The sequence below is a fragment of the Microbacterium sp. CIAB417 genome (assembly GCF_022788845.1).
The window spans coordinates 396,720-421,979 of sequence record NZ_JAHZUT010000003.1 but is presented as its reverse complement, the minus strand read 5'-3'; the positions used below and the strand labels follow the sequence as shown (position 1 = coordinate 421,979).

General features: G+C 69.0%; 19 protein-coding genes, 1 tRNA gene and 1 pseudogene. 10 read left to right on the top strand and 11 right to left on the bottom strand.

The features are described from left to right. Positions 1–10: 10 nt before the first annotated feature. The 5 genes from KYX17_RS14330 to KYX17_RS14310 form a co-directional block, all read right to left on the bottom strand. Entirely contained in the window at positions 11–3,013 is a 3,003-nt protein-coding gene (locus KYX17_RS14330) for a DUF2207 domain-containing protein (protein WP_243227648.1), read from the bottom strand. Positions 3,014–3,045: 32 nt separating this feature from the next. Next, positions 3,046–3,699 (bottom strand): SUMF1/EgtB/PvdO family nonheme iron enzyme, encoded by a 654-nt coding sequence (locus KYX17_RS14325; RefSeq protein WP_243227647.1) that lies wholly within the window; start codon positions 3,697–3,699, stop codon positions 3,046–3,048. 126 nt (positions 3,700–3,825) lie between these two features. Then, positions 3,826–3,981: a hypothetical protein gene (locus KYX17_RS14320; protein WP_243227646.1), complete on the bottom strand. Its 156-nt coding sequence runs from the start codon at positions 3,979–3,981 to the stop codon at positions 3,826–3,828. Further along, positions 3,978–4,826 (bottom strand): CPBP family intramembrane glutamic endopeptidase, encoded by an 849-nt coding sequence (locus tag KYX17_RS14315; protein WP_243227645.1) that lies wholly within the window; start codon positions 4,824–4,826, stop codon positions 3,978–3,980. Before KYX17_RS14315 ends, KYX17_RS14320 begins: the two co-directional genes overlap by 4 nt. 32 nt (positions 4,827–4,858) lie before the next feature. Then, positions 4,859–5,770: an alpha/beta fold hydrolase gene (locus tag KYX17_RS14310; RefSeq protein WP_243227644.1), complete on the bottom strand. Its 912-nt coding sequence runs from the start codon at positions 5,768–5,770 to the stop codon at positions 4,859–4,861. 64 nt (positions 5,771–5,834) lie between these two features. Here KYX17_RS14310 and KYX17_RS14305 point away from each other — a divergent pair, with 64 nt between their 5' ends. From KYX17_RS14305 to KYX17_RS14275, 7 genes are all read left to right on the top strand, one after another. Further along, the gene (locus tag KYX17_RS14305; RefSeq protein ID WP_243227643.1) at positions 5,835–6,440 is read left to right on the top strand and encodes a helix-turn-helix domain-containing protein; all 606 of its coding nucleotides are present in this window, start codon (positions 5,835–5,837) and stop codon (positions 6,438–6,440) included. A gap of 107 nt (positions 6,441–6,547) precedes the next feature. Further along, positions 6,548–8,047, top strand: a complete 1,500-nt coding sequence (locus KYX17_RS14300) for an amino acid permease (protein ID WP_243228191.1) — start codon at positions 6,548–6,550, stop codon at positions 8,045–8,047. Positions 8,048–8,160: 113 nt separating this feature from the next. After that, positions 8,161–9,177: a phosphodiester glycosidase family protein gene (locus tag KYX17_RS14295; protein WP_243227642.1), complete on the top strand. Its 1,017-nt coding sequence runs from the start codon at positions 8,161–8,163 to the stop codon at positions 9,175–9,177. Between the two features lie 3 nt (positions 9,178–9,180). After that, positions 9,181–10,335, top strand: a complete 1,155-nt coding sequence (locus KYX17_RS14290; RefSeq protein WP_243227641.1) for a bifunctional glycosyltransferase family 2/GtrA family protein — start codon at positions 9,181–9,183, stop codon at positions 10,333–10,335. Continuing rightward, entirely contained in the window at positions 10,332–10,973 is a 642-nt protein-coding gene (locus KYX17_RS14285; protein ID WP_243227640.1) for a DUF4956 domain-containing protein, read from the top strand. The genes KYX17_RS14290 and KYX17_RS14285 overlap by 4 nt, the downstream gene beginning before the upstream one ends. After that, positions 10,970–11,812 carry a polyphosphate polymerase domain-containing protein gene (locus KYX17_RS14280; RefSeq protein ID WP_243227639.1) on the top strand — a complete coding sequence of 281 codons (843 nt, stop codon included), beginning with the start codon at positions 10,970–10,972 and terminating at the stop codon, positions 11,810–11,812. The genes KYX17_RS14285 and KYX17_RS14280 overlap by 4 nt, the downstream gene beginning before the upstream one ends. Further along, entirely contained in the window at positions 11,797–13,347 is a 1,551-nt protein-coding gene (locus KYX17_RS14275) for a carbohydrate-binding domain-containing protein (protein ID WP_243227638.1), read from the top strand. The genes KYX17_RS14280 and KYX17_RS14275 overlap by 16 nt, the downstream gene beginning before the upstream one ends. A gap of 220 nt (positions 13,348–13,567) precedes the next feature. Here the strand turns inward: KYX17_RS14275 and KYX17_RS14270 are convergent, their stop codons facing one another. Then, positions 13,568–14,353, bottom strand: a complete 786-nt coding sequence (locus KYX17_RS14270) for an SseB family protein (RefSeq protein WP_243227637.1) — start codon at positions 14,351–14,353, stop codon at positions 13,568–13,570. Between the two features lie 229 nt (positions 14,354–14,582). On the opposite strand from KYX17_RS14270, the gene KYX17_RS14265 reads away from it, so the two are divergent. Then, positions 14,583–14,744: a hypothetical protein gene (locus KYX17_RS14265; protein WP_243227636.1), complete on the top strand. Its 162-nt coding sequence runs from the start codon at positions 14,583–14,585 to the stop codon at positions 14,742–14,744. A gap of 69 nt (positions 14,745–14,813) precedes the next feature. Here KYX17_RS14265 and KYX17_RS14260 read toward each other — a convergent pair whose 3' ends face one another. Next, positions 14,814–14,993 (bottom strand): NUDIX domain-containing protein, encoded by a 180-nt coding sequence (locus KYX17_RS14260; protein WP_308220890.1) that lies wholly within the window; start codon positions 14,991–14,993, stop codon positions 14,814–14,816. Here KYX17_RS14260 and KYX17_RS14255 point away from each other — a divergent pair. Both KYX17_RS14255 and KYX17_RS14250 read left to right on the top strand, forming a co-directional pair. Then, positions 14,986–15,138, top strand: a pseudogene (locus KYX17_RS14255) (short-chain dehydrogenase); the annotation flags it as partial. The gene KYX17_RS14260 and the pseudogene KYX17_RS14255 overlap by 8 nt on opposite strands. Then, the gene (locus KYX17_RS14250) at positions 15,132–15,344 is read left to right on the top strand and encodes a hypothetical protein (RefSeq protein WP_243227635.1); all 213 of its coding nucleotides are present in this window, start codon (positions 15,132–15,134) and stop codon (positions 15,342–15,344) included. The pseudogene KYX17_RS14255 and the gene KYX17_RS14250, both read left to right, overlap by 7 nt. A gap of 60 nt (positions 15,345–15,404) precedes the next feature. On the opposite strand, the gene KYX17_RS14245 is transcribed toward KYX17_RS14250, so the two are convergent. From KYX17_RS14245 to KYX17_RS14230, 4 genes are all read right to left on the bottom strand, one after another. Further along, complete coding sequence (locus KYX17_RS14245) at positions 15,405–20,750, bottom strand: glycoside hydrolase domain-containing protein (RefSeq protein ID WP_243227634.1); 5,346 nt, start codon at positions 20,748–20,750, stop codon at positions 15,405–15,407. A gap of 122 nt (positions 20,751–20,872) precedes the next feature. After that, the gene (locus KYX17_RS14240; RefSeq protein ID WP_243227633.1) at positions 20,873–24,169 is read right to left on the bottom strand and encodes an immunoglobulin-like domain-containing protein; all 3,297 of its coding nucleotides are present in this window, start codon (positions 24,167–24,169) and stop codon (positions 20,873–20,875) included. A 194-nt stretch (positions 24,170–24,363) separates the two neighbouring features. Then, entirely contained in the window at positions 24,364–25,011 is a 648-nt protein-coding gene (locus KYX17_RS14235) for a hypothetical protein (RefSeq protein ID WP_243227632.1), read from the bottom strand. A 114-nt stretch (positions 25,012–25,125) separates the two neighbouring features. Beyond that, positions 25,126–25,197, bottom strand: a tRNA-Gln gene (locus KYX17_RS14230). Between the last annotated feature and the right edge of the window lie 63 nt (positions 25,198–25,260).

Genomic DNA, 25,260 nt, shown 5'->3' with positions numbered 1-25,260 from the left:
GTCGCAGAGCTCAGGCGTCTCGCTGCGGGTCGCGCGCCCGCATCCAGGCACGGTCGTCAGGTCGGCGAGGCGCAGCGACCGGCCTCACCGCGACGGCCACGGTGATCGCGGCGACCAGAGCGAGCCCGCACGCCGGCAGTTGCAGGGCGACCTCGGGCCAATCGGCGGGGATGTCGACGGTCGCCCATACGCCGATGATGACGGCGCCCAGCGCCGTCGCCGGGGTGAGCCACCAGAAGACGTCGCGGACGAGACCGGGAGCCATCCGGCGCGTCCCGCGCACGCGCCAGGCGACGACGGCGGTCAACCCCAGTGCGACCGCCATGGCGGCGGTCGAGAGCACGATGATCGTGGGAAGCGCCCACGCCAACTGCTCGGCGTCGCGCGCAGCGGGATTTGGTCCCGCCCAGGTGCCCGCGGGGAACTCCAGGAGCACGCCGAGATCCGCATAGAGGCTGTCGGTGGGGTACCCGTACTCGCCGTGGGTGACTCGGAGGGAATGCACACGTGCGTCCGACAGTGATTCGTCCGATTCCGTGATCGTGCCCGCCTCCTCGCCGGAGGAGGGCGGCGGCTCCAGCTCCGCCTCCAGCGTGCCGAAGGCGTACGAAGAGTCCTTCCAATCGCGCGCATCCTCGGCTGTCTCGGGGTCCTCGCGCAACCAGCCGGCAGAGAAGGCCCGCTGGGCGACCTCGTCGTCGACGCGCAGCGTGACGGTGACCGGATCGGGCTCGGACGGATAGGTCCACCCGCTCTCCCACCCGTCGACCAGCGCCGCCCACCGGATGCGGTCGACCGACTCACCCTCTCGCCCCGATGCTCGCGAGGCCTCCCCCGCGACGGCCGGCGAGGTGTACGCGTAGCGCACCTCGACCTCGGCCCGGCCGCTGCGCACCTGGGTCATCGCGGTTGTGATCGTGCCCGCGTCGTCGCGCAGCGACAGATGGAACGGGACGGCCTCACCGTCGACCCGCACCTCGTCGACCTCCAGCCCGAGCGACTGACCCTCGATCGCTGTGCGCACGGGGGTCGCGAACTGCGGCACGCGATGGGATTCGTCGTCGAAGTCCACCACCGTGGTCTGCACGACGTCGAGACGCGGTCGGTCGCCATCCGCGCTGAGGCGCGCGTCGACGTCCACACTGGCGACCTGCGTGTAGAGCGTGCCGGGGTCTTCGAAATCCCACCGCTCGTACGTCGTGAGCCGAAGGTAGGGATTGGGCAACACGGCAACAAGCACGACCGCACCCGCGACAATCAGGAGAGCGGCGGAGCGCACGAGCAGACGGGGCCACGACAGGAAGTCCGAGGTGCGCCATGCGCGCAGCTCTGCGTCGCCGCCGAGTTCGCGCTCGACGAGCGCCGAGACGCGGCGCCCCGCCTCCCGTGGGTCGGCCACGATCACGGCGTAGGGCAGCAACGCGTCATCGATCGTGGTGCGCGTCAACATCGAGGTGCGCCGGGCGTAGACGTCGATGCCCGCCAGATACTGCCGCGCGAGAGCGCCCTTCCGGGTCAACGGGCGGGCGGAGACGGCGATCCACAGCACGATGGCCGACACCGCGAGCGAGACGAGCACAAAAACGCCGGGCCACCAGATTACGGCGAGCGTCTCCTGGTGTGAGAGCTGGCGGATGATGGCGAACTGCACGACGGTCAGCGCGAGCGGCGCTGCGATGAACCAGTCGCGGACGAAGCCGCTCGGGATGCGGCGGAATCCGTCAGCGATCTGACGCGACCTGGTTCGGTCGAGCAGGTATCCCGCGCGTGCCCGGAAGCCGTCGCCGACCCGCCCGCTCCGCCGCGCAGCGCGCCCCGCGGCGATCAGGGCCGCGCGTCGGGCGGATCGACGTGTGCCGCGCACCGCGGCGACGGCGAGGGCGAGCTCGCGGTTGCGGGGACGTTGCACGATCTGCACGGCCTGTGCGACGGAGACGCCCTTCGGCGGGTCGTCCTGCGCGACGTACCAGGGGCGACCGCGCGCATCGCTCCACGCCACGGCACGCGCGGCGATGGCGAAGGGCAGCGTGAGCAGCAGGATCGCCAGCGGCAGGAGCGGACCGAAGGTCTGCAACAGGAACAGGCCGGTCGGCGGTGGCATCGTGAAGGTGCCCTCGGGGAACAGCATCCGGAACCATGCGGTCGCGTGCGGGGGGACGTTCTGGTCGACGGTGAACGCGTACGTCTTCTGGCCCGGCGGCGAGCTCTCCTCGGGCTCGAGCCAGTCCATCCCGCTCACCAGTGTCCAGGCGACGCCGCCGGAAGGTTGACGGACCAGCAGTGCGTCGAGCTCATCCGGCACCGTCACGCTGACGTCGAGCGCAGCGAAACCCTGCGGCCAGTCCGGGCCGAAGACGCTCCACTCCAGCAGATCGACGCCGTCACCGGTGATGTCATCGGTCGAGGTGTAGGCGAGATCCTGGATGCGGTAGCGCAGCACGAACTCGTGGTCGCCGCTCAGCCGCTCGCCCGTGTCGAGCACGAACGTGAGTCGGTCCCCTCGCTCGCGCAGGCGGGGCTCGACAGCGACGCCGTCGATCGACGCCGTCACGTCACGCGGCGCGAGGTCGTGTCCCTGGTACTGCGTCGACAGCACGCGCCGGATGCCCGACTCATCCACGTCGTCGGGGAAGAAAGCCGTGATCGTCTCGACGACCTCCGCCTGCATCCGCCCCTCATCGTCGCGCGTCAACGTGTAGTCGACGTCGAAGTCCCGCGCGATCCAGGTGTCGGTGGCGTTCTTGGCGGAGTCGGTGATCTCCTCCAGCCCCAGCGGCGGGTTGATGACCGGTCCGACCAGAAGGAAGGCGGCGACCGCCGTGACCGCGAGCCAGAAACCGCCGATCGCCATGCGAAGCGGCCGACCACCGTGAGAGCGAAGCCACCCCTCCCACCGCACCAGCCACCGCGACAGCAGTGCCCAGAGCGGGGTCGGCCGGGGACGGTCATCGGCGAATCGCTCTTCGCCGTCCGCGCGCGGGGCGAGCTCCCCCGGGTCCCCCTCGCCGCTCATTCGACCCAGCGTAGGGGGTCGCGGAGGGTGCGCTACGCCTCTTGTGGACCGCGGGCCAGACGCATGCCGATGTCGTCTCCGCCCGCATCCGGGAGCGCGCCACGACGCGTGGATGCGCGAGCGCTGAACGCATCACTCGCGAAGCTTCCCCCACGGAATACCCGACGATCGTCGTCTGCCGAGGGGTCGAGCAGATCCCAGCACCACTCCCACACGTTGCCGAGGGTGTCGAAGAGTCCGTTGAGGTTCGGCATCTTCCCACCCACCGGCTGCGGACGAGCCGCTCCGTCCGCCGCCGTCCATGCGACCTCCGTCAAAGGGCCGTAGTGCGCGGCCGTGGAGCCGGCGCGGCACGCGTACTCCCACTCAGCTTCGGTCGGGAGGCGGTAGCCGTCGGCATCCCGGTGCCAGGTGACCTCCGCACCGTCGAACCCGTAGGCGGAATCGAGTCCCTCCCACTCGGATGCGGCGTTGCACAGACGGACCGCGCGCAGCCAGCTCAGGTCGGTGGCCGGCACCCGCGGGTGGCGCACCTCGATGCCGAGCAGCTCAGCGAGGACCTCCTCCGTCACGGGGTACACGCCGATCTCGAAGGCCCCGACCTCGACGGTGCGCCGCGTTCGTCCCCGCGCGTCACCCAGCGTCACCGTTCCGGCCTCGAGTGCCCGCATCTCGATATCGACCATCCCGCCACCCTATGTCGCCCCCCGCCTCGACGCCTCCTCCGCGAAACAGCATTTCGAGCACGAGATCACGGGTAATGACAGTGATCTCGTGCAGGAGATGCAGTCTCGCGGTGCGGAGCGGGCGTGCTACCAGGCTTCGTCGCCGGCGGCATCCGGATGCTGCTCGATCACGACGAGCCAGTGCTCCTTGATGTTCTTGAGGTAGTAGCGGATCTCCCCGCCCACCGTGCGCTCCTCGACCTTGTCGGATGCTTCGAGCTGTTCCTTCGTTGACTCAGTCATGGGCTGAGCAGAGGGGCGGGCACTCGGCGAGCGCGAGCATTGCGCCACAGTAGCCAGGCACACAGGAGCCCCTGCGTCATCACGATCGCGCTGATGGTGGACGCGATGACACCCGCGGACTGATTCGCAGCCGTCAACAGATCGAATCCGGCGTGCCAGATGAGCACCGGCACGATGCTCCAGTGCGCACCCTGCGCCATCCATGTCAGAAGGAACGATCCCGTGACCAGAGCGAGGATCCAGCCGATGATCCCGGCACCCATGGCGGTGTAGGTGGGGTTGAACAGGAACGCGGGAGCGTGCCATCCGATCCACACCGCGGCGACGATCAGGGTCGCCCAGAATGCCGACAGCCTGCGCGTGAGCGCGGGCAGCAGCCACCCACGCCATCCCGACTCCTCCCCCAGCCCGAAGGTGACGACCCACACCAGAGCCACGAGCGGCCAGGCCAGACCGGGCAGCTTCTCTGTCGCGCCGAACCCGGCCAGATCCGGCCAGGAGCCGGAGACTGCCGCGGCGACCCCGTACCCGATGAGGAAGTACGCCACGGGCATGCCGACAGCGGCGATCCACCACGGCGCGGCGAACCGCACCGAGAACGCCCGCCGCGCCCATCTCCGCAGCTCCGCCCGCCCGCCTTCCCAGAAGGATGCGGCCAGCGCGCCGCAGGCGGGGCCGAGCGACCCGAGGAAGAACGTCCACGGCACCTGACCCAGCCCTCCGGACTGCGCCTCGACGACGAGCGGCGCCCACACGATCCACGTCACGCCGAACGTGACGCACAGGAACACCGCAACGCCGCCGCGGCGTACGGCTGCCTGCGGGATGCGGCCCGAGCCGGTCATGTCGTCAGTGCACACCCGCGCGCGTCCGCGCGCTACTTCGCCGCGCCGGGGATATTCGCCAACCACCCGCGAAGCGACGCCGCCACCTCCGCCGGGGCATCGGAGGGCAGGAAGTGTCCGGCCCCCTCGATCACCTCGACGTGCGCGTGCGGGGCGATGGTGCGCCACCGGGCGAGCTCGGGCTCCCGGAACGCGATGTCGCGGTCACCCCACATGATCAGAACGGGAATCCCGGACAGGACCGAGAGACCGGCCTCCAGTTCCACGAGGTGGGGCGTCGCCGCCACGATCTCCCGTGGGAGAACCGCGCTGAATCCCCGCCGCCGTGCGGTGCCCAGAGCGCGGCGGTAGTGCGCCATCTCGGCTCGCGTCACCCGACGACGTCGGTGACCCATGGGGATCATCAGGTTCACGAAGAGATTGCCGTGACGGGTGAAGAACGCCCCCACTCGGCCGCCCATCGCGCCGGCGAACCGCGCGAAGTGGGGGTCGTCGGCGACAGGCCACGCCCACGTGTTGCACAGCGCCACTCCCCGGAACCTCTGCGGAGTCCGCTCGAGCAGTCGCAGGCCGATCGGACCTCCCCAGTCCTGGGCGACGAGCACGACGTCCTCCAGGCCGAGTGCATCGACGAAGCGCTCGATGGCGTCGGCATGCGCGACGAAGGTGCCGTCGAAGTCGTCTGCCGCATCCGACAGGCCGAAGCCGGGCAGATCCGGCGCGACACATCTCACGGTTGCCTGCAGCGCACGGATGACGTCGCGGTACACGAACGACCAGGTCGGGTTTCCATGCAGGAACAGCAGTGTGGGCCCGCTCTGTCCCGGTGCGGCCGTGTCGACGTAGTGGATGCGGTGGCCGCCGACGTTCGCGATCGCACTCGAGAACGGGTACTCATCTCGGTCCACCCACGACGGCCGGACCGCCTGTTCCTGCGTGTCCATGAACATCTCCCCTCCGATGGTGGATAATTTAAACCGTCAGCGTGCACGAGATCAAGGAGAAGTTGTGAGCGGCTATCACCAGTTCTGCGGGCTCGCGGTGGCCCTCGACGTGATCGGGGACCGCTGGAACCTCCTCATCGTGCGAGAACTGCTGATCGAACCGCGACGGTTCCGGCAGCTGCGAGCGTCGCTGCCCGGCATCGCCAGCAACCTGCTGACCGCCAGGCTCCGGACGATGGAGGAGGCGGGAATCGTCAGCCGGACGGACGAGGCGGGAAAGAAGGCGGTCGTCTATTCGCTGACCCCTCGCGGAACGCAGCTGCGCGAGCCTGTCTTCGCCCTCATCCGCTGGGGCGCCGGCTTCATGACGGACGGTCCGAGGGACGGCGATACCGTGCGCGGAGAGTGGGTCGGGCTGGCCGCCGAAGCGCTCCTGTCCCCCGGCTCGCAGATCCGGGCGTCCGCGACGGTCGACGAGAACTCGAGCCACGTGCGCGTCGAGCTCGGAGCCGAGAGCGCCGAGGGGCGCGCCGTCCTTGACGGGCCGCCGGCAGCCGTGCTCGGCGCCCTCGCCGGAGCACTTCCCGTCACCGCCCTGGTGCAGCGCGGGGGCAGCATCGACGACCCGGACGACCTCCTCGGGCGGGCTCGAAGCGGCATTCTCTCCTGACGGCACCCCTGTACACACGGCGCACGCGGATGTGCGCACACCGGGACGGCGGTTATCCTCCCTGAGTGGCTCCGGACGCCACGGAATCCGTCGAAAGCGAGCACCACGTGAGTCTTCTCCGCACCAAATCGGTCGAGCAGTCCATCGCCGACACCGAGGAACCGGAGTTCCGCCTCAAGAAATCGCTCAGCGCTCTCGATCTCACCGTCTTCGGCGTGGGAGTCGTGATCGGCGCCGGCATCTTCACTCTCACGGGGCGCGCCGCGCACGAGGTCGCCGGCCCATCGATCGTCATGAGCTTCGTGATCGCGGCGATCGCGTGCGGCCTCGCGGCCATGTGCTACGCCGAGTTCGCCTCGACGGTGCCGGTATCGGGGTCGGCCTACACGTTCTCGTACGCCTCGCTCGGCGAGTTCTTCGCCTGGATCATCGGATGGGACCTGATCCTCGAGATGTTCCTCGGCGCGAGCGTGGTCGCGCAGGGATGGAGCGCCTATCTCGGAGCGTTCCTCGAACAGCTGGGCATCGTGCTTCCGGAGCAGCTGTCGTACGGCGGCGCGGTGGACGTGCCGGCCATCCTGCTCGTCCTGGTCCTCGGCACTTTGATGACGATCGGCATCAAGGAGTCACTGCGCGTCAATCTCGTCCTGGTCGCGGTGAAGCTGTTCATCGTGCTGTTCGTGATCATCGCCGGACTCATGTTCGTCAACCCCGCCAACTATGCACCCTTCGTCCCGTCGGCCGAGGCGACCGCATCCACCTCCGGGCTCACGCAGCCGCTGCTGCAGTTCCTCTCGGGCATCGAGCCGGCCACCTTCGGCGTCGGCGGCATTCTCGCCGGTGCCGCTCTCGTGTTCTTCGCCTACATCGGATTCGATGTCGTGGCGACGACCGCGGAGGAGACGCGCCGCCCGCAGCGCGACATGCCGATCGGCATCATCGCCTCGCTCATCATCTGCACGATCCTCTACTGCGCCGTCGCTCTCGTGGTCACCGGCATGGTCTCCTACCGCGACCTCGACCCCGAAGCGGCTCTCGCCAACGCGTTCGCGTACCACGGCCAGTCGTGGATGGCGACGGTCATCTCGGCCGGCGCGGTTGCGGGGCTCACCACCGTCGTACTGACGCTGCTGATCGGTGCGACGCGCATCATCTTCGCGATGTCGCGCGACGGGCTGCTGCCGCAGAAGCTGGCACGGGTACACCCGCGCTGGCGTACGCCGTGGGTCATCTCGATCGTGGTGACGATCATCGTCGCCGTCGTCGCGGGCGTCACCCCCGTGGGCGTACTCGAGCAGATGGTCAACATCGGCACGCTGTCGGCGTTCGTGCTGGTCTCGGTGGGAGTCGTGGTCCTCCGTCGCACGCGACCCGACCTGAAGCGCGGCTTCCGCGTGCCGTGGAGTCCGGTTCTCCCCATCCTGTCCGCGCTGATCTGCACCTATCTCATGCTGAATCTCTCGGTGGAGACGTGGCTGCGCTTCCTCATCTGGCTCGCCCTCGGCGTCGCGATCTACTTCGCCTATTCCCGTCGGCACGCGCGGGTCGGCACCGGCGACTTCCTGAACCCCGCGACGCCGCGGGTCGTGGCGCCTCCCGAGAAGTGAGCGTCTCCGCGGACGCCGCGTCCTCGGAGACCACAGCGGACGCATAGCGTCACATAGCCCTGTCGACGCTGAGACATGGGTCGCACAGGCAACCGCCCCGTATCCATGGAGGCATGGCCCCCAAACGTCGACCTCCCACCGCCGACTCGTTCGCCGACGGCGCGCGACCCACGAACCGACGACGCAGACGATGGAGCAAGCGCTCCCGACGCGTCGTCATAGCCACCTCGGTGACGCTGGCCCTCATCGTCGGGGGCGGCGCGTGGTGGGCCGCGGATCGCTTCCTCATCCCCCACGTCGAGATCTCGGACGTGTCCGCCTACGAAGCGGAGCATTCGACGGTCACCGCGACGACGGAGGCGTCGTCGCCGGCGACCACCGTACTGACCGACACGCAGTACAGCGACGGGTCCACGACGGTGACGATCTCCACGGTCACCGAGGGCAGCGGCTCCGACACGGTCACGTACTACGTGGCGGACGTGGTGCTGGGAGACGCTACAGATCTCCGCTCCGCGTTCGCGAACGATCAGTTCGGCGAGAACATCATCGAGACGACGAGCGCGATCGCCGAGGACAACGGTGCCGTCTTCGCCATCAACGGCGACTACTACGGCTTCCGCTCGACGGGCATCGAGATCCGCAACGGCGTGATCTACCGCGACGAACCTGCCCGCGAGGGACTGGCCTTCTATACGGACGGCCATGTCGAGGTCTACGACGAGACGCAGACGAGTGCTCAGGCCCTGCTCGATGCCGGAGTGTGGAACACGCTGAGCTTCGGACCGGCCATCGTCCAGGGCGGGCAGACCGTATCGGGCATCGAGGACGTGGAGATCGACACGAACGTGGGCAACCACTCGATCCAGGGCGATCAGCCTCGGACCGCGGTCGGCGTGATCGATGACAACCATCTCGTGTTCGTGGTCGTCGACGGCAGACAAAGTGGCTACAGCGAGGGCGTGACCCTTCCCGAGCTGGCCGACATCATGATCTCGCTCGGCGCGAGCACCGCGTACAACCTCGACGGCGGTGGCTCATCCACCATGTACTTCAACGGGCAGGTGATCAACTCGCCGTCGAACGGGGGCGAACGCGGCACGAGCGACATCCTCTATGTGGCGGGCTGAGTGATGTACGTGTTGATCCCGTCCTTCGAGCCCACACGGCAGCTCCCCGAGCTCGTGGCCCGGCTCGCTCAGACAGCTCCGGAGCTCGACGTCCTCGTCGTCGACGACGGGAGCGGGCCGTCCTCTGCTGCGCTGTTCGATGCGGCGCGCGCCGCGGGGGCCGAGGTGATCGCGCACGAGCGCAACCGAGGCAAAGGCGCCGCCTTGAAGACAGGGCTGGGGCACATCGCCGCCCGCGACCCGCACACGGCCGTCGTCACCGCAGACTCCGATGGCCAGCACACGGTCGCCGACATCCTGCGCGTCGCCGAGACGCTCCGCGCCGACGCGGATGCCGGCGGGGCTTCGCTGGTACTCGGCGTGCGACTCTTCCGCGGACGAGTGCCGCTGCGAAGTCGCGTAGGCAACGCGGTCGCCGGCGGGCTGTTCCGCGCCGCCACCGGGCGGCGCATCTCGGACACCCAGACAGGACTGCGCGGCATCCCCGCGGCGCGCATCGCGTGGGCACGCCGCATCCCGGGCGAAGGATTCGAGTACGAGCAGAGGATGCTCCTGCGCCTCGCGCCGGACGGCGTCCACCTGCGTGAGGTTCCCATCGCCACCGTGTACCTCGACCGCAACGCATCCAGTCACTTCCGCCCCGTTCGCGACTCGGTGCGCGTGCTCCTTCCGGTGCTGCTGTTCGCCGGATCCTCGTTCGCGGCCTTTCTGATCGATACCGCCGTGCTGCTGGTCATGGAAGCGGTCACCGGCTGGCTCATCGCGTCGATCATCGTGGCGAGGATGCTCTCGGCCACCGCCAACTTCCTCATCAACCGGCGGGCGGTCTTCCGCGCCCGAGAGGGAGCGATCGCGGGCCAGGCGGTCCGGTACGCCCTTCTGGCGAGCGCGCTGCTCGCCTCGAACATCGCGTGGATGTCGTTCCTGACCAGTGCCGGGTTCGCGGTGCTGCCAGCCAAAGTCATCACGGAGGGCGTGCTGTTCGTGCTGAGTTACGGCGTCCAGCGCAGCGTGGTCTTCGCCCGGACGGATGCGGGTCCTCGCTCATACGAACCGCATAGCAATCGGAGAGATCCCGCTGACGCGGCGGAGACGGATCGCATCAGTGCGACCGGTGGAATCGAGGGCACAACGACCATCACAGGGAGAACCCGATGACGCCCATCGCCTTCGCGCTCGTCGCGACCGACATCCTCGCCGCCGTCGCTCTGAGCGCCGTCTATTTCCACCGGCACCGCCGTCGCGACCTGGTCGTGGCCTTCCTCGGCGTCAACGTGGGAGTACTCGCCGTTGCATCGGTGCTCGGGACAGCGGAGGTCGCGCTCGGGCTCGGACTCGGCCTGTTCGGCGTCCTCTCGATCATCCGGCTGCGCTCGAGCGAGATCACGCAGCGGGAGGTCGCGTACTACTTCGCGGCGCTCGCCCTCGGCCTGATCTGCGGCCTGCCCCACAGCGAGCTCGCCGCACCGATCATCCTCGTGGCGCTCATCGTGTCGGTGCTCACGATCGCGGACCACCCCCGTCTCCTGTCGCGAGCGCGCCATCAGGTCGTGCACCTCGATCGCGCGATCGCGGACGAGGCCGAACTGCGTGCGGAACTGGAGAACATCCTCCACGGCGATGTGACCGCACTGACCGTGCAGCAGCTGGATCTCGTGGACGACACGACACTGGTCGACGTGCGCTTCCGCGCCCGGCCGGCTGCGCACACGCCATCCGCACAGGCGCCTGCTCCACGACGCTCCGACACCACGCGCGGTGCGACGTTCGCCGACATCGTGGGGGGCACCCAGTGAGCGCCGGCACCGGACTCGATGCTGTCGTCGCGGCGCTTCCCGCGGTCGATCTCGACACGATGACGGCAGACGCGGCTCTGCTCAGCCGGGTGGATCGCAAGTACGTCGTGCCGGTAGAGGATGCGCGACGACTCCTCGCCTCGGTGGGCGAGATCGCGGGAGTTCCGGCGGCGTTGGAGATCGACGGCCAGCGCGAGCTCGCCTACCGTTCGGTCTACTTCGACACGCCCGACCTGCTCAGCTACAGGCTGGCTGCGCGGGGGCGTCGCCGCCGATTCAAGCTGCGTACCCGCACCTACGTCGACACCGGCGCCGCGTATCTCGAGCTCAAGACACGCGGCGCGCGTGGACTGACTCTCAAGGAACGAGGCGCGTACGACCCGGATGAGGCCGACCGTCTCACGAGCGACGCGCGTGAGGAGGTGGCCGTGGCGTTCGGTGCCATCGGAGTCGACCCGGCACGGGCGGATGAGCTCGACGCGAGGATGCAGACGATGTACCGACGGGCGACGTTGCTCTGGCCCGGCGCCGCGGGCGCTGCCTCGTCGCGATCGACGTTCGACACGGATCTGCGTTGGGTGGACGCCGACGGCGAGGGCTTCATGCTGCCACGGTTCGCCGTGATCGAGACCAAGACCGATGGGAGGCCCGGGGCGCTCGATCGTGCCCTCTGGCGCGCGGGTCACCGCCCCCAGCGCATCAGCAAGTACGCCACCGGAATGGCGGCGATGCGCGTGGAACTTCCCCGTAACCGGTGGCACCGGGTCCTGACCGGAGCCTTCGCCTCATCGACCGAACTCCGCACTGATCGAAAGGACGCGAGATGCGACGCCGACTGATTCCCCTCACGCTCTCCCTCGGGCTTGCCGGTCTGGTCCTGGCGGGGTGCGCCGTGACGACGCAGGCGACCACCACGTCGCGGGCGACGACCTCGACCTCGGAAGTGATCTCCGACGTCGATCCCGCGATCCCGCAGGCTGCCGCCGAGCTGCTGGCAGCCAACGCCGACGGCACGGTCGTCACGGACGACGAGTGGAGCCTGGCCGATGCCGTCTCGATCACCCTCTCCGGCAGCACGGCGTCGACCGAGGCCGAAGGTGTCGATATCTCCGGGTCGACCGTGACCGTCACCTCGGCGGGTGTGTACCGACTCTCGGGCGAACTCGACGGACAGGTCGTCGTCGACGCTGCGGATGACGCGCTCGTCGTGCTCGTGCTCGACGACGCGACGATCTCCGCCGTGGACGGGGCGGCGATCCAGATCGTCGGGGCGGACGATGTCGCGGTGAATCTCGCCGCCGGCACCACGAACACGATCACCGCCTCTACATCCTCCGAAGACGAGGCCAGCGCGGCGATCTATGCCGACACCGACCTGACGATCTCCGGGACGGGATCGTTGTCCGTCACCGACACGGGCAACGACGGCATCTCCGCCACCGACGATCTCGCCGTCATCGGCGGCACGATCACGGTCGACGCCGCGGACGACGGGTTGCGCGGCAAGGATTCGCTCGTGATCACCGCCGGCGCCATCACGGTGACCGCTGGAGGCGACGCACTCAAGAGCGACCAGACCGACGACGCCGCCCGCGGTTACGTCTGGATCGCCGGAGGCACGCTCGAGGCCACGGCGGGCGATGACGGAATCGATGCCCAGACCGACGCGATCATCACCGGCGGAACGGTCGAGCTGGCCGCGGACGACGACGGCATCCACTCCGAGACCGCGCTGGCGATCGCCGGTGGATCGATCACGATCAGCCGCTCATACGAGGGCATCGAATCCGCCGACATCCGCATCGCCGGCGGCGCCACCGAGGTCAATTCGTCCGACGACGGGATCAACGCGTCCGGGAACACGTCCTCGGGCGCCGCGGGCGGTGGCGGGATGAGCGACAGCGGGGAGACCCTCACGATCTCCGGCGGCGCACTCCTCGTGAACGCCGACGGCGATGGGCTGGATTCCAACGGCACGATCGAGATGACAGGCGGTACGGTGACCGTCTACGGTCCGACCGCACAGAACAACGGGGCACTCGACTCCAACGGCGGCATCAGCGTGTCCGGCGGCGTCCTGGTGGCGATCGGCAGCAGCGGAATGGCCGAGTCGCCGGACGAGTCTTCGCCGCAGGGATGGCTCGCGGCGAGCGCGAACGGTTCGGCCGGCTCCACGGTGGAGATCAGCGATGCCTCCGGCACGGTGATCGCCTCCTACACCGCCACCAAGATGTTCGCCTCGGTCGTTTTCTCATCGGCCGACGTGACAGACGGCGAGAGCTACACGGTGGCCGTCGACGGCTCCACGACGACGGTGACCGCAGGGCAGGCCGCCGCGGGCGGAATGGGCCAGGGAGGAGGCGGACGCCGCTGAGTGAGACGGGTGCCGCGCCCGCGTCCACGTCGACGTTCTCAAGCCGCACACGCATCGGATGCGCGGCGCCCATTCCCTTCAACACCGACGTCGCTCCGCGTGGCGAGTTCGTGGCGCGCAGGCCCGACACCACGATGCCCCGGAACCGCGGGACGTTCGGGCCGTTCGGTGTCGCTGATGGTGTCGTCGGCGACGAGCACGTCGCTCACGCCGGCCGTCGTCAGCGGAGGTCGTCGCCGATCCACTCGGGCGTCACCGCGAACGACGACGGATGCTGGGGGTCGAGCACCAGAACGTCGAACGCCCCGCCGATGAGTCGCAGAATCTCGCGCCCGGAGCGCGGGACCACCGTGATCTCCTTGCCCGCGTAGATCGCGTCAACCCGTTCCGAGTCGGTGAAGGCGAGGATGATCCGCTCGCCGCGACCGTTGACGATGCTGGCGGGAGTGGAGCCGTCGCCGGCTGGATCCAGGACGACGAACAGCTCGGCATTCGCGATCTCTCGGACGACCGCGGCGTAGGTCTCGTCGTTCTGCGCCGCCGTGTACGCCTCGGCGGCAGCCTGCACGCGGGGAGCGATGACGACGGCAGCCGTCGAATCACGCTCCGCCGGTATCCACTGCCGGAAGAAGCGCAGGTTCGACAGCGACGTCCATGGTCCCGGTGAGTCCAGAACGATCCCGGCGACACCGTTCTGCGCGAAGGATGCGAGCCAGTCGAGCGCCTGCGGCAGCGGAACCGCGAGCAGCGTGGCCTCCATGCTTCCCACCTCCGCCGCACGCTCGGCGGTGCTGTAGACCCCGATGAGCGTGCCGACACCGTCGAACTGGAATCCGCCGGGCATCGGCTCTTCCGGCGTCCCGCGGTTGACGATGAACCAGTCGGGCAGCTTCGACGCCGCTTCCCAGACGGCCATCTCGGCTTCGGTGTTCCCCGCCGCAGCCCGAAAGGTCTCCTTGCGAAGGTCCAACTCGCGGACAAGGGCATCACGTGTGTTCTCACTCACCCTGCCATCCTGACCGCTCGCCCGCAGCGAGCCGCGCGTCTTGCCCGGGCCGATTTCTTGCGGTATTCGCGGGGGCGGCCGTCTTGCCCCTACGGCTGTGCTTCCTTGGCGATACCGGTGCCGCAAGTAGGGTGCAGGTCAACCTCTATCGCTCAACTCAATCAAGAAGAAGAGCGATCTCCAGTACGTCACCAGCGGGAACCTGCTGCTGATCTGCGAAGACGCCGCGGTGTTCAACAAAGACGCACGCAGCATTCTCGATGACGCATTGAAGACGAGGAACCGTTGCGGGCATCCGACCGGTTACGTCGTAGGTCGCGAAGAGATCGTTGTGTTCATCGAGCGGCTCATCAACAACATCATCAGCGGGGCGACAATCGACTGGAACTAGCGCAGGCTCTCCCCGCCAGCCCCGTTCTCGTCGGAGGGGTTTCGGAGGCGATCGCCTGATCCGCACTCGTCAACGCAAGAGCCCCGGTGATCCGTTTTGGAGGAAGCCCGGCTCGTTGGCGGCGACGGCGGTGAACGAGCCCAGGGCGCGCAGATCGGATGCGGCCAGCTCGACGCCGATCTCCTCCGCCAGTTCACGGCGGAGCGTGAGGTCGGGGGTCTCGCCCGCCTCGGGCTTGCCGCCGACCAAGGTCCGCCTCGCCGAGGAGGGGTTCCACGCCCCGCTCGACCTGGTCGACGGCGCGGCGCGCGTGTACGACCCCATCGTGCGCGGCGAGGCCGGCGACGACCTTTTCGGCGTGTTCCTCAAGGACTACGCCCCCGGCGCATGGTGAACCTCCCCGCTCCCGGACGCCGCGTCGTGGTGCGCTATCTGCTGCCCGACGGCCGCGCGACCGATGCGCTCGGTGAGCTGCTGAGCGCGGATGCGGCGACCGTCGTCGTCGACGGCAAGCGCGGCCTGGAGCGCATCCCCCGCGGCGCGATCATCGCCGCCAAGGAGGTCCCGCCGCCGCCGGTTCCGCGGTCCCGGACGTTCTGACGAGCCGGAGACGACGAAGGGGGCGGCGCGCTGTACGCACCGCCCCCTTCGCGTGTTCGGTTACGACGCGGTCATGCGGCGGCGTCGGACGAACAGCACCACACCGACCAGGATCAGCCCGCCGGCAATCCCGCCGATCAGCAGCGACAGCGTCGCCTCACTACCCGTCGCGGGCAGGTCGTAGGAGCCGTCGATACGGAACTCCGTCCAGCCCACCAGCCCGCCGGCCGTGTCAAGGACGGCCAGACGGTGCACGCCCGCCTCCAGGCCGGTCGGCAGGGTGTAGGTCGCGCGACCCGCGCCGTCCGCCAGCGTCCAGCCGAGCGGCTGGGGCGTCGAGTACACGTACCCGAAGTTCCACGCGTCGGCCCCGAGACCCGTGACCGTCAGCTCGCGTCCGGAGACGGCCACCGTGATGACGTCGCGGAACACGAGCGGCAGGTCGCTGCCGTCGATGCTGGGAGCACCGGGGACGAAGCCCGGACGCGGGTTGCCCGGCTGCTCGGTCCCGGGCTCCTCGGCGCCCGGCTCCTCGGGGTCCGTGCCCGGCTCCTCCGGATCGGTACCCGGCTCCTCGGGGTCCGTGCCGGGCTCCTCCGGGTCGGTGCCCGGCTCCTCCGGTGCCGCGAGCCCGTTGATCGCCTGCTGCAGTGAGCTGTACGCGGCGGAGAAGACCTCGTAGGTCGCCCCGGCCTCGACGCCCCGCGCGGTGGCGAGTGCCGCGTCCAGCGCGGCGAGGGTCTTCTCGCTGTAGCCGTCACGGACGATCGCCTCGGCCTCGGCGATCAGCAGCGGAAGCGTGCGGACCACCTTCCAGACGAGCTGACCCTGCGCCGTGGTGAGCACACGGAGGGCCTCGTCGACCTGCCCCTGCGAAGCGGCGGCGTCCTGCGCCACCCGCGAAGCCTCGTCAAACGCGAGACGGAAGACCGCGAGATCGATCGCGATGTACCGGTCGGCGTTCGCGAGCACCTGCTCCGCCTCAGTGACCGCCGCCTGCAGCGGACCATGGTCCGCCGGCTGCTGCGCGTCGGGGGCGGGAGCGAACTCCCACCAGTCGAAGTTGGACACGTAGTGGAACTCCTGGCCGGACACCCGGTCGGTACGCATGACCACGATCAGCGTGTGGCGACCGGACACCGGACGCTCGAGATCGACCGTCGTGGTGACGTAGTTGCCCCAGCCACCGGTCTTCGGCAGCGCGACCGACGCGATCCGGTTACCCGGCGTCTTGTCGTCGAGGTAGAACTCGAGGCGCGGGTTGGCCCCGACGCGCTCGTCACGGGTGGACGAACGCACCGTGACCGTGGTGAGCGGGCCCTTGCCGAACGCCGCGTCGTAGGTCAGCTCGCCGCCGTCGTAGGTTCCCCCGACGTTGCCCTTGGGGCTCGTCCCCTCGGCCACGAGCGAACCGCCGCTCGACGACGCGAAGCTCTCGGCCTCGATGCGTGCCGGGACGACCGCAGCGGCCTCGTCGGCACGCAGCACCGTCACCCGGTCGAGGGCGATCACACCCGGGTCCAGACGCAGGCTGACTGTGGGCTTCCACGTCTTCAGCTGCTCGGCCGTGAGTGCGGGCGAGATCGACGCGCTCCGGAGCTTCGTCCAGACGCCGCCGCGCTCCATCCACGACGTGATCTGACCGTTGTCGATGACGGTCGCGAGCCGATCGCCCGGCTGCCAGGTGATACCCCCCTGGTTGCCCGCTCCCAGGTTCACGCCCTGGCCGCCGACGACGGCATCGAAGCCGGTCTCGCTGCGGGTGTTGTTGAACCAGCTGTGCACGCGGTTGCCCACACCGTTGGTCACGCCGATGAACATGCTGTCCTCGAAGTCGCCGGTCGCCGCGAAGCTCTTCGGCTCGACGACGATCGCGAAGCGCTCGCTCGTCTCCGTCGGGATTTCGATGTGGCTCCACCGACGTCCGCTCGTCGAGGTCGCGGTGAGCACGCCCGCCGCCGTGTCGACCACGTGGTCGGCCGCGGCCTCGCTCACGTCGCCACGCGTCGTGTACTCGCCGAGACGGTCGGTCGAGAAGTCGTCGTCGAAGGCGACGGTGCCATAGGTGACGCCGTCGAGGATCGCCCGGTCGGTCGCTGCGGCGATCCGCAGCGCCGCCGCGGCGCGGTTGAGCGCGTCCAGAGCGGAGCGCACGGCACCCTCCGTTGCGGCCTCATCGGCCAGCACGGCCCGTGCCGCATCCCGCGCCGCCGCGAAGGCGGTGAAGGTGGCGGTCGAGTACGCGCCACGCTCGACCAGGTCGGCCTCGGCCAGCGCGCTCGCGAGCTGACGCTTCCACTCCCGGTCGACGGACAGCGTCATGACGCCCAGTCCCGACACCCCGTCGCCGCGCAGTTGCGCCGCCGTGACGCCGCGCAGAGCGGCGTCGGTGAACGCCAGCGCGAACGTCGCGGTGCTCGCCGCACCCAGCGACCCCGTCAGGCGCAGGTCGACCGTCGACGCCGAGCGCTTCGTGGCCGTTGCGGTGACGCCGGCCGGCAGGCCGGGAACCGTGAGCGCCGCATCCACGACCAGGTCGCGACCGTCGCCACCGGCGAACGTCGCGCCCGTGAGCACCAGCGCCACCGTGGTGTCGACCGTGCCGTCGGCAGCGGCCAGCAGCGCGGTGCGCTCGGCAGTCAGGGTCGCGCCCTGGAAGGTGACCTTCATCGTGAACTCGCGGGTCCCGGTCGAGGGCTTGCGCGAGAACGCCGCATCCGACACCGAGATGACGAGGTCGTCGATACTGTCGAACTCGTTCGATGCCACGGCGTTGCCCGTCAGCGACAGCGTGACCGAACGGTCGCCGGTGCGGACGGCCGAGAGCGTGAGTCCGGTGGGAACGTTCGTCGCCGTGATCGCTCCGGATGCGGCGAGGTCCGCTCCCGTGGCGCCGGAGAACGTTCCGTTGCTGATGTTGAGCGCGATCGTGTCGCCGATCGCTCCGTCACCGGCGTCCGACTCGCGGAACTGACGCGACGACACCGATACTGCGCTCGTCGGGTTGTAGATCGAGCTCGGCAGCACGTCGCTGAGCGACGGCGCGGCCACGCCATCGGCGGCCCAGTCGGATGCCTGCGCGCCCATCTGGAACGCGAGCCGGCCGCCGCCCGTGATCTGGTCGTACGTGAGCCACGTGCGGTCGAAGGACTCGCCGTTCAGCTGCGCCGACTGGATGTAGTACGCGGAGGGCGAGACGCCCTGCGCCGCGATGTCGAAGGTGCGTCCCGACTCGTACGAGATGCGCACGTTCTCGAAGAACGGCGAACCGATCTGGTACTCGTCCGAGCCCGCGGCGACCGGGAAGAGGCCGATCGCGGCGGCGACGAACATCGACGACATCGTGCCGGTGTCGTTGTCCATCGTCGGCAGGAAGCCCTGCGGCGAGTTCTTGTACACCTTCGTCTTGATCGGCGGGGTGAACTCGCCGCCTCCCGACGGCGACTCGTGCGTCGAGCCGGTCGCGATGTAGCGGTTCCACGTCTCGGCGGTGTAGATGTTGCGCGCCCAGTACTGCGTGCGAGAGGGGGCCCCGACGTAGTTGAAGAGGTAGGGCGCCTGGAGGTCGATCTCGTTCGCGTTCGCGTGGAGCATCCGCGAGCCGTCGCCCGGGGCGTGCTCGCCGAACATGAAGCTCAGGGTGGCGCGCGCCTTGGCCTCGCCGCCCATCTTCTCGATCATTCCGCCCATGTCGGGGGCGACGTACCAGTTGTACTGCCACAGCGTGCCCTGGTAGACGTTGCCGGCCTCGAAGCGCTCCGGGTCGACGTCCGCCCACGCTCCGCTGGCGTTCTTGGGGAACACCAGGCCCGAGCGCGAGCCGTCGGCGAGGGTCACCGAGTCGGCCTTGAACAGGTTGGTCCAGTTGGCCGCGCGCAGCCGGTAGGCGGCTGCCTCGTCGGTGCGACCGAGCGCGTCGGCGATCGTGGCCATGGCGGTGTCGTCGTAGGCCGTGCCGAGGGTGTCATCGACCTCGTTCGCGATGTAGCCGTTGCGCACGTTGTCGGCGTTGCCGTAGCCGCCCTGCGACTGCGACACGAGAGCGGGCCAGGCGACGTCCAGGTCGCGCAGCTGCGCGCCCTTCGCGACGGCGTCGGCCACGACGACGGCCGCACGCTCGAAGCGCACGGTCGGCACCGCGTGCACGGCGTTCGACAGCGAGCCCTTGCCCGTGGCGGCGAACGTCGCGTAGAGGTCGACGATCGACTGCGCCATGTCGCGGAATACCTCGGGGTAACCCACCGCGAGGACCTCGAACTTGCGGAAGTCGTCCCAGAAGCCCCAGCCGTCGTAGTGCGTGTAGCCATCGGCGGTGTGAACCTCGCCGTCGAGACCGCGGTAGGTGCCGCTCGTGCTCGTCGCATTCACCGGAGCGCCGAACATGCGGTACAGGTGCGTGTAGAACAGCTCGCTCAGGTTGCCCGTCGGATCGCTCGTCGCCGAGGCCGTGACCTTGAGGCGGCCGAGGATCTCGTTCCAGTGGGCCTTGGTCTCGGCCCGCACATCGTCGAAGCTGCGCGCGCCCATCTCGACACCGAGGTCGACCTCGGCCTGCGCCGCGCTGATCGGCGAGATGGCGACCTTGAGGCCGACCTCCTGCCCGGCGGCGACGTCGAACTGCAGCACGGCGCCGACGTCGGTGCCCGTCTGCGTGGCGGCCGTGGTCAGCGCGTTCGCGCTCCCCCACGTGCGCACGCTCGATGCCGCGCTCGTCGACTCCGCGTAGTAGTACATGCGGTAGTCGTAACCGTTGAAGTGCCCCATGAACTCGCCGGAGAGCGCGACGCGACCGTCGGGCAGGGTCTCTGTCTGGATCGCGGCGTCGCGGCGGCTGGTGAAGTTGTTGCGCAGGTCGACGACGACCGATGCGGTGCCCGCCTGCGGGAACGTGAAGCGATCCTGTCCGGTGCGCACGTCCGTGGTCGCCTCGGCGAGGATCGCACCCCGCGAGGTCTGCAGCTCGACGCCGTAGTAGCCGGGCTCCGCCTCCTCGGCGTCGTGGCTGTACGTCTTGGCGTACGAGCTCGTCGACGGCTTCGAGGTGTAGGTCTCGTAGGTCGGGACGACGAGCAGATCGCCGCCACCGCCCGAACCGCCCACGCCGTTGAGGTTCGTGTGCGTGAAGCCGGCGATCCGGCTCTCCGCGTAGTCGTATCCGCTGTGCGAACGACCGGGAGTCGTCATCGGGTTGATCTTGATGATCGAGTTGGGCGCTTCGGCGCCCGGAAGGTCCTGGCCGAAGTCGTCCTCGGTCGAGACGAAGCTGTTGACGAGGGCGGTGAAGTCGGTCGACGTCTCGGGCACGGCGGTCGCGGCCGATGCGGCGGTCGGCACGAGTGCCGATCCGACCACGGCGGCGACGATGCCTGCCCCGACGAGTCGGAGAGAGCGGGAGGTGAGCGACATGCGCGGGGGTCTCCTGGGGTGCGGGTGGTTCACGAGAGAACGGGCTGCCGCGGCGATGGAGCGCCCCGCGGCGCGAGTGTCGGGGGCCGGAACCTGGGTTCCGACCCCCGACATCAGGGGTGTCAGCGCGTGGCGGCGCTGCGGCGACGCGCGATCACGAGCACGCCACCGGCGGCGAGGAGCGCAGCGCCGAGGGCACCGAAGCCCCAGAGCATTGCGGTATTCCCACCGGTTGCCGGAAGCGCACCGGGCGCTGCGGCGGGGCCGGCGGCGATCGTGACCTCGGTCCAACCGACCAGCGTGCCCTCGGCGTCCAGGACCGCGATGCGGTGGGCGCCGGCGGCGAGCGAGTCCGGCAGGGCGACCGTCACGGAGCCCGCTGCCGAGCTCTGAGCCCAACCGAGCGCGGTCGGCGTGGAGTACGCGTACAGGTAGTGCCACTCACCGGCGGGCAGGCCGCTGACGGTGACAGTACGACCGTTCACGACACTGACCGAGACCTTGTCCTTCAGGTCGACGGGCAGGTTGTCGCCGTTGCTCACGGGCGCGACGGGGGTGCCCGTCGGCTGCTCGTTGCCCGGCGTCTCGGTCGGCTCCGGCGTGGGCTCCGTGGTCGGCTCGACCGTCGGCTCCGGGGTGGGCTCCGTGGTCGGCTCGACCGTCGGCTCCGGGGTGGGCTCGGTGGTCGGCTCGACCGTCGGCTCCGGAGTCGGCTCCGTGGTCGGCTCGACCGTCGGCTCCGGCGTGGGCTCGGGGTCCACGGGTCCCGCGACAACCGTGATGGTGCGCGTGGCGGTGGTCTCGTTGCCGCGTGCGTCCTTGACCGAGTACGTCACGGTGTAGGTGCCCGGCTTGGTCGTGTCGACCACACCGGATGCGGTGACCTTGGCGGTCAGGTCGCCATCGACGTTGTCGACGGCCGAGACACCCGCGAAGGTGTCGAACTCGTCACCGACGGTGAGCTCGCTGTCGGCCGGAACCGTCAGCTCGGGTGCGGCGTCCTTCGTGAGCACGACCTCGTCGACGACCGAGTTGACCGGCTTGGCCGAACCGTTCGCCTGGCTGCGCAGGGTGCGCACGGTGAACTCGTCGTCGGTCACGTCGATGACCGAGTAGTTGCGCACGCGCTCCTGGTTGATCACCGAGGCGAACCAGGCGTCGGGCGCTGTCGTGTTGTAGTACTTCGAACCGCTGGCCGAGTTGGCCGTGACGTAGAGCACCTCACCCGGCTTGGCCTCGACCATGGACTGACCCTTGAGCTCGGCGGCATCCGCCATCTGACCGTTCTTGATCAGGTAGCTGCGGGTGTAGTTGTGGTCGTGGCCCATGAGCACGACGTCGAAGTCGAGCTCGGAGATCTTCGAGGGCATCGTGTTGCGCCGGTCGATGATGTCGCTGTCGCCGTAGTGCGAGGCCACCGAGTAGATCGAGTGGTGGAACGCCAGCACGCGCCACTTGGCGTTCGCGCCCTGCTCGGCGATGACCTTGTCCATGAAGGCGTTGTGCGAGGCGTAGTCGCGGCTGTTCGAGTTGAGGTTGACGAACAGCACGTCTTTGTAGATGAACCAGTAGTCGCCACCCGACGAGCTTGTCCCGCCGGCACCGGCGGTGAGGTCCTCGTTGGGCAGGTTGTAGTGCTGCTCGTACGCCTTCGAGCCGACGTCGTGGTTTCCGTTGGTTGCCACGAACGGGATGCGCTGCATCTGCTCGGGAGCGAACAGGCCCTCGTACTGCGCCTCGTTGCCCGCCGACTCGACCTGGTCGCCCGCGGAGAAGAGCATCTCCGCGTCGGGGTAGCTCTGCGTCGCGACGTTCAGCGTGTCGAGCCATCCGGCGTTGTCGTTCGTGAGGTTGCCCGACGCGCCGAGCTGCGGGTCACCGAAGAAGAGGAAGGAGAAGTCCCCCGCGAAGTCCTGCGTGCGGAACGTCTTGACGTCCGACCAGCCCTTGGCCTCGCTGCCGACGCGGTAGGCGTACGCCGTGTTCTCCGCGAGACCGGAGAAGGTCGCGTTGCGGAAGAACTCGCCGCTCGAGGTGCCACCTGTGGCGGAGGTCTCGACCGTCTTCGCCGAAGCGGGGAACACCCCGTTCACGACGGCGGATGCGGGCGCGATCTGCGCGACCTGCTCGACGTCGACGTTCGTGTACCAGTTGAGGTTGCGCTCGGCCTCGGTCGCGCCCACGCCCAGCACCAGGTCGGTGATGTTCGCGGTCTCCGGCTCGGGGACGATCTCGAGCGGGGCGAGCGAGGTGACGTCGAGGTAGATGTCGCTCGAGCTGGCACGGTCCTGGTAGAGCGCGACGGCGATGGTGTTCTCGCCGGCCTTGAGCGCCTCGACCGGAACGGTGAAGGTGCTCGTGACGGGGTCGCCCGCGCTGTTTCCCGCGTAGGTCAGATTCTGGTTCGGCGCGGTCGCGACGCGGTCGTCGGCGAACCCGGCGACCTTCTGGCCGTTCACGAACACGCGCACGGCGTCGTCGTAGGTGATCGAGCCGGTGAGGCCGTCGAGCTGGGCGAGCTGCCCGGCCGAGATGTCCACGTCGGTGCGGAAGTGGTACGTCTCGATCGTGTCGGACGAGCCGGTCTTCGCGTACTGGATCAACGTGTCGGCCTTGAAGCCGCCACCGAGGTCGGCCGCGCCCTTCTTCGAGCCGAACGAACCAGCGGCGCTCTTCCACGCCGAGTCGTCGAAGTCGGCCGTCGTCCACGACAGCGTGCCGTTGCCCGAGGGGTCGGTGCCGTTGTCCGAGTAGCGCCACTCGTCGTCGGTCGTGAGGTAGGTCGCGGGAAGCGCCTCCGGGCCGAACTCGAAGTAGTCGAAGTTGCCGACGTAGGGGTGGTTCGCGTCGGGCGTGACGGCCATCGTGACGATCAGCTTGTGGTTACCCGAGACCGGTCGCGGCAGGTCGACCGTCGTCGTGTTGTACGCGTTCCAGTTGCTTCCGGTGACCGGGAGCGCGACCGTCGTGAGCTTGTTCTCCTCGGTCTTGGAGTCGAGGTAGAAGGTGAGCGACGGGTTCTGACCCACGCGGCTGGAGTTGTTGACGTAGCGCACCGTGAGCGTCGACAGCGGGGCCGAACCGAGGCTGATCTGGTCGTAGACCAGCTCGCCGCCGTTCCAGGTGCCGCCGACGTTGCCGAGCGACTGGCCGGTCGCGTCGGTGCCGGATTCCTTCTTCAGACCGTTGCCGTTGTCCGAGGTGTAGCTCTCGGCCTGGATGCGCACCGGCTCGACGGCGATGCCATCAGCGGCCGCGGCGACCGGGCCGGAGCCGAGGGGGGCTGCCGCAGCAGGAAGGGCGGCAGCGGCGCCGGACGCCGCTACCACAGAGAACAGGGCCGCCGCGGCGAGGGAGCGCCGCGCGAACGAGCTCCGAGAAGAGGCACCGACGGGGGTCGGATGAGCTTCGTGGGTCAACAAGAGATGTCACGCCAATCTGAGTCATAGGGAGCACAGAGGATAGGAAAAGCGCGCACACAGGGCACGCACAATCCGGCACTCTCACAACTCAGAGTGACTCGATGGGAACGCCCTCATTAACGGCGGGAACCTGATCGTTCACCTGTTGCTCACCTCGCCTGATCAGCGGGCGAAAACCCGCCTCCCGGCCTTCAACGAGACGCTGAGACTTCGACGACGACACCGGTGACGCCGTCACTGATGCTGGCGAGCCCCGCGACCGCCGCGTCGCCGGCGAGCCGGTCGCTCGGCGGCGCACCGTCGAGCGGCCCGTCGGCGGACGCACCCGAGCCGCGCGACGTCGCCCCGTCCCACACGACCGCCGTGACGTTGGCGGTCGGCTCGGCGAGCTGAGCACCGAGGACGAGGAACTGCTGCGACAACTGCTTCGGGGTTTCGAACGAGAAGACGTCGACGACGTCGGCGCCGAGTCCGACCAGCAGATCGGGCTGCGTGTCGAGCGCCGAGGCGAACGCCGATTCGACATCGGCCTCGCTCGCCGCTTCGAAGAGCTCGATACTCGCGCCCGCCTGAGCGACCACCTCCTCGAGACCCGCGAGCAGCGCGGTGGCCGGCTCCGACGGGACCCACACGACCGAGAGCGTCGCCCCGCTCGCGAGCACCGACGTCACGTCGTCGACGGACGTCGCCGCCACCGTACGGCCCGGCTCCGGCAGTGTCTCGCCGCTCGCCGCCGGCGAAGTCGTGCCGGCGCCGCCGGCGGCGGAGCATCCGGCGATCGAGATCGCCAGCACCACGGTCGTGGCGAGCAGCAGAGGAGGTCGTCGCGAGTTCAGCACCGACACAGTGAACGCGGCGCACCCTGCTCCCGTCTTTCTCGCGGGTTGCCACGAGGTGAACGAGCGCGCGGCGCAACGCAAAAGCCCCCGCCGAAGCGGGGGCTTTTCATCTTGCTGGGGTACCTGGACTCGAACCAAGAACAACTGAACCAGAATCAGCCGTGTTGCCAATTACACCATACCCCACCGGCTTCTACCGAAGTAGCGCCAAGAGAAGAGCTTAGCCCACGCCCGCGGCAATCCCAAACC

Coding starts and splice junctions, on each gene's coding strand:
- KYX17_RS14285 (WP_243227640.1), top strand. CDS start 10,332: ATGACGCCCATCGCCTTCGCGCTCGTCGCGACCGACATCCTCGCCGCC.
- KYX17_RS14290 (WP_243227641.1), top strand. CDS start 9,181: ATGTACGTGTTGATCCCGTCCTTCGAGCCCACACGGCAGCTCCCCGAG.
- KYX17_RS14315 (WP_243227645.1), bottom strand. CDS start 4,826: ATGACCGGCTCGGGCCGCATCCCGCAGGCAGCCGTACGCCGCGGCGGC.
- KYX17_RS14295 (WP_243227642.1), top strand. CDS start 8,161: ATGGCCCCCAAACGTCGACCTCCCACCGCCGACTCGTTCGCCGACGGC.
- KYX17_RS14310 (WP_243227644.1), bottom strand. CDS start 5,770: ATGGACACGCAGGAACAGGCGGTCCGGCCGTCGTGGGTGGACCGAGAT.
- KYX17_RS14275 (WP_243227638.1), top strand. CDS start 11,797: ATGCGACGCCGACTGATTCCCCTCACGCTCTCCCTCGGGCTTGCCGGT.
- KYX17_RS14245 (WP_243227634.1), bottom strand. CDS start 20,750: ATGTCGCTCACCTCCCGCTCTCTCCGACTCGTCGGGGCAGGCATCGTC.
- KYX17_RS14320 (WP_243227646.1), bottom strand. CDS start 3,981: ATGACTGAGTCAACGAAGGAACAGCTCGAAGCATCCGACAAGGTCGAG.
- KYX17_RS14250 (WP_243227635.1), top strand. CDS start 15,132: ATGGTGAACCTCCCCGCTCCCGGACGCCGCGTCGTGGTGCGCTATCTG.
- KYX17_RS14330 (WP_243227648.1), bottom strand. CDS start 3,013: ATGAGCGGCGAGGGGGACCCGGGGGAGCTCGCCCCGCGCGCGGACGGC.
- KYX17_RS14325 (WP_243227647.1), bottom strand. CDS start 3,699: ATGGTCGATATCGAGATGCGGGCACTCGAGGCCGGAACGGTGACGCTG.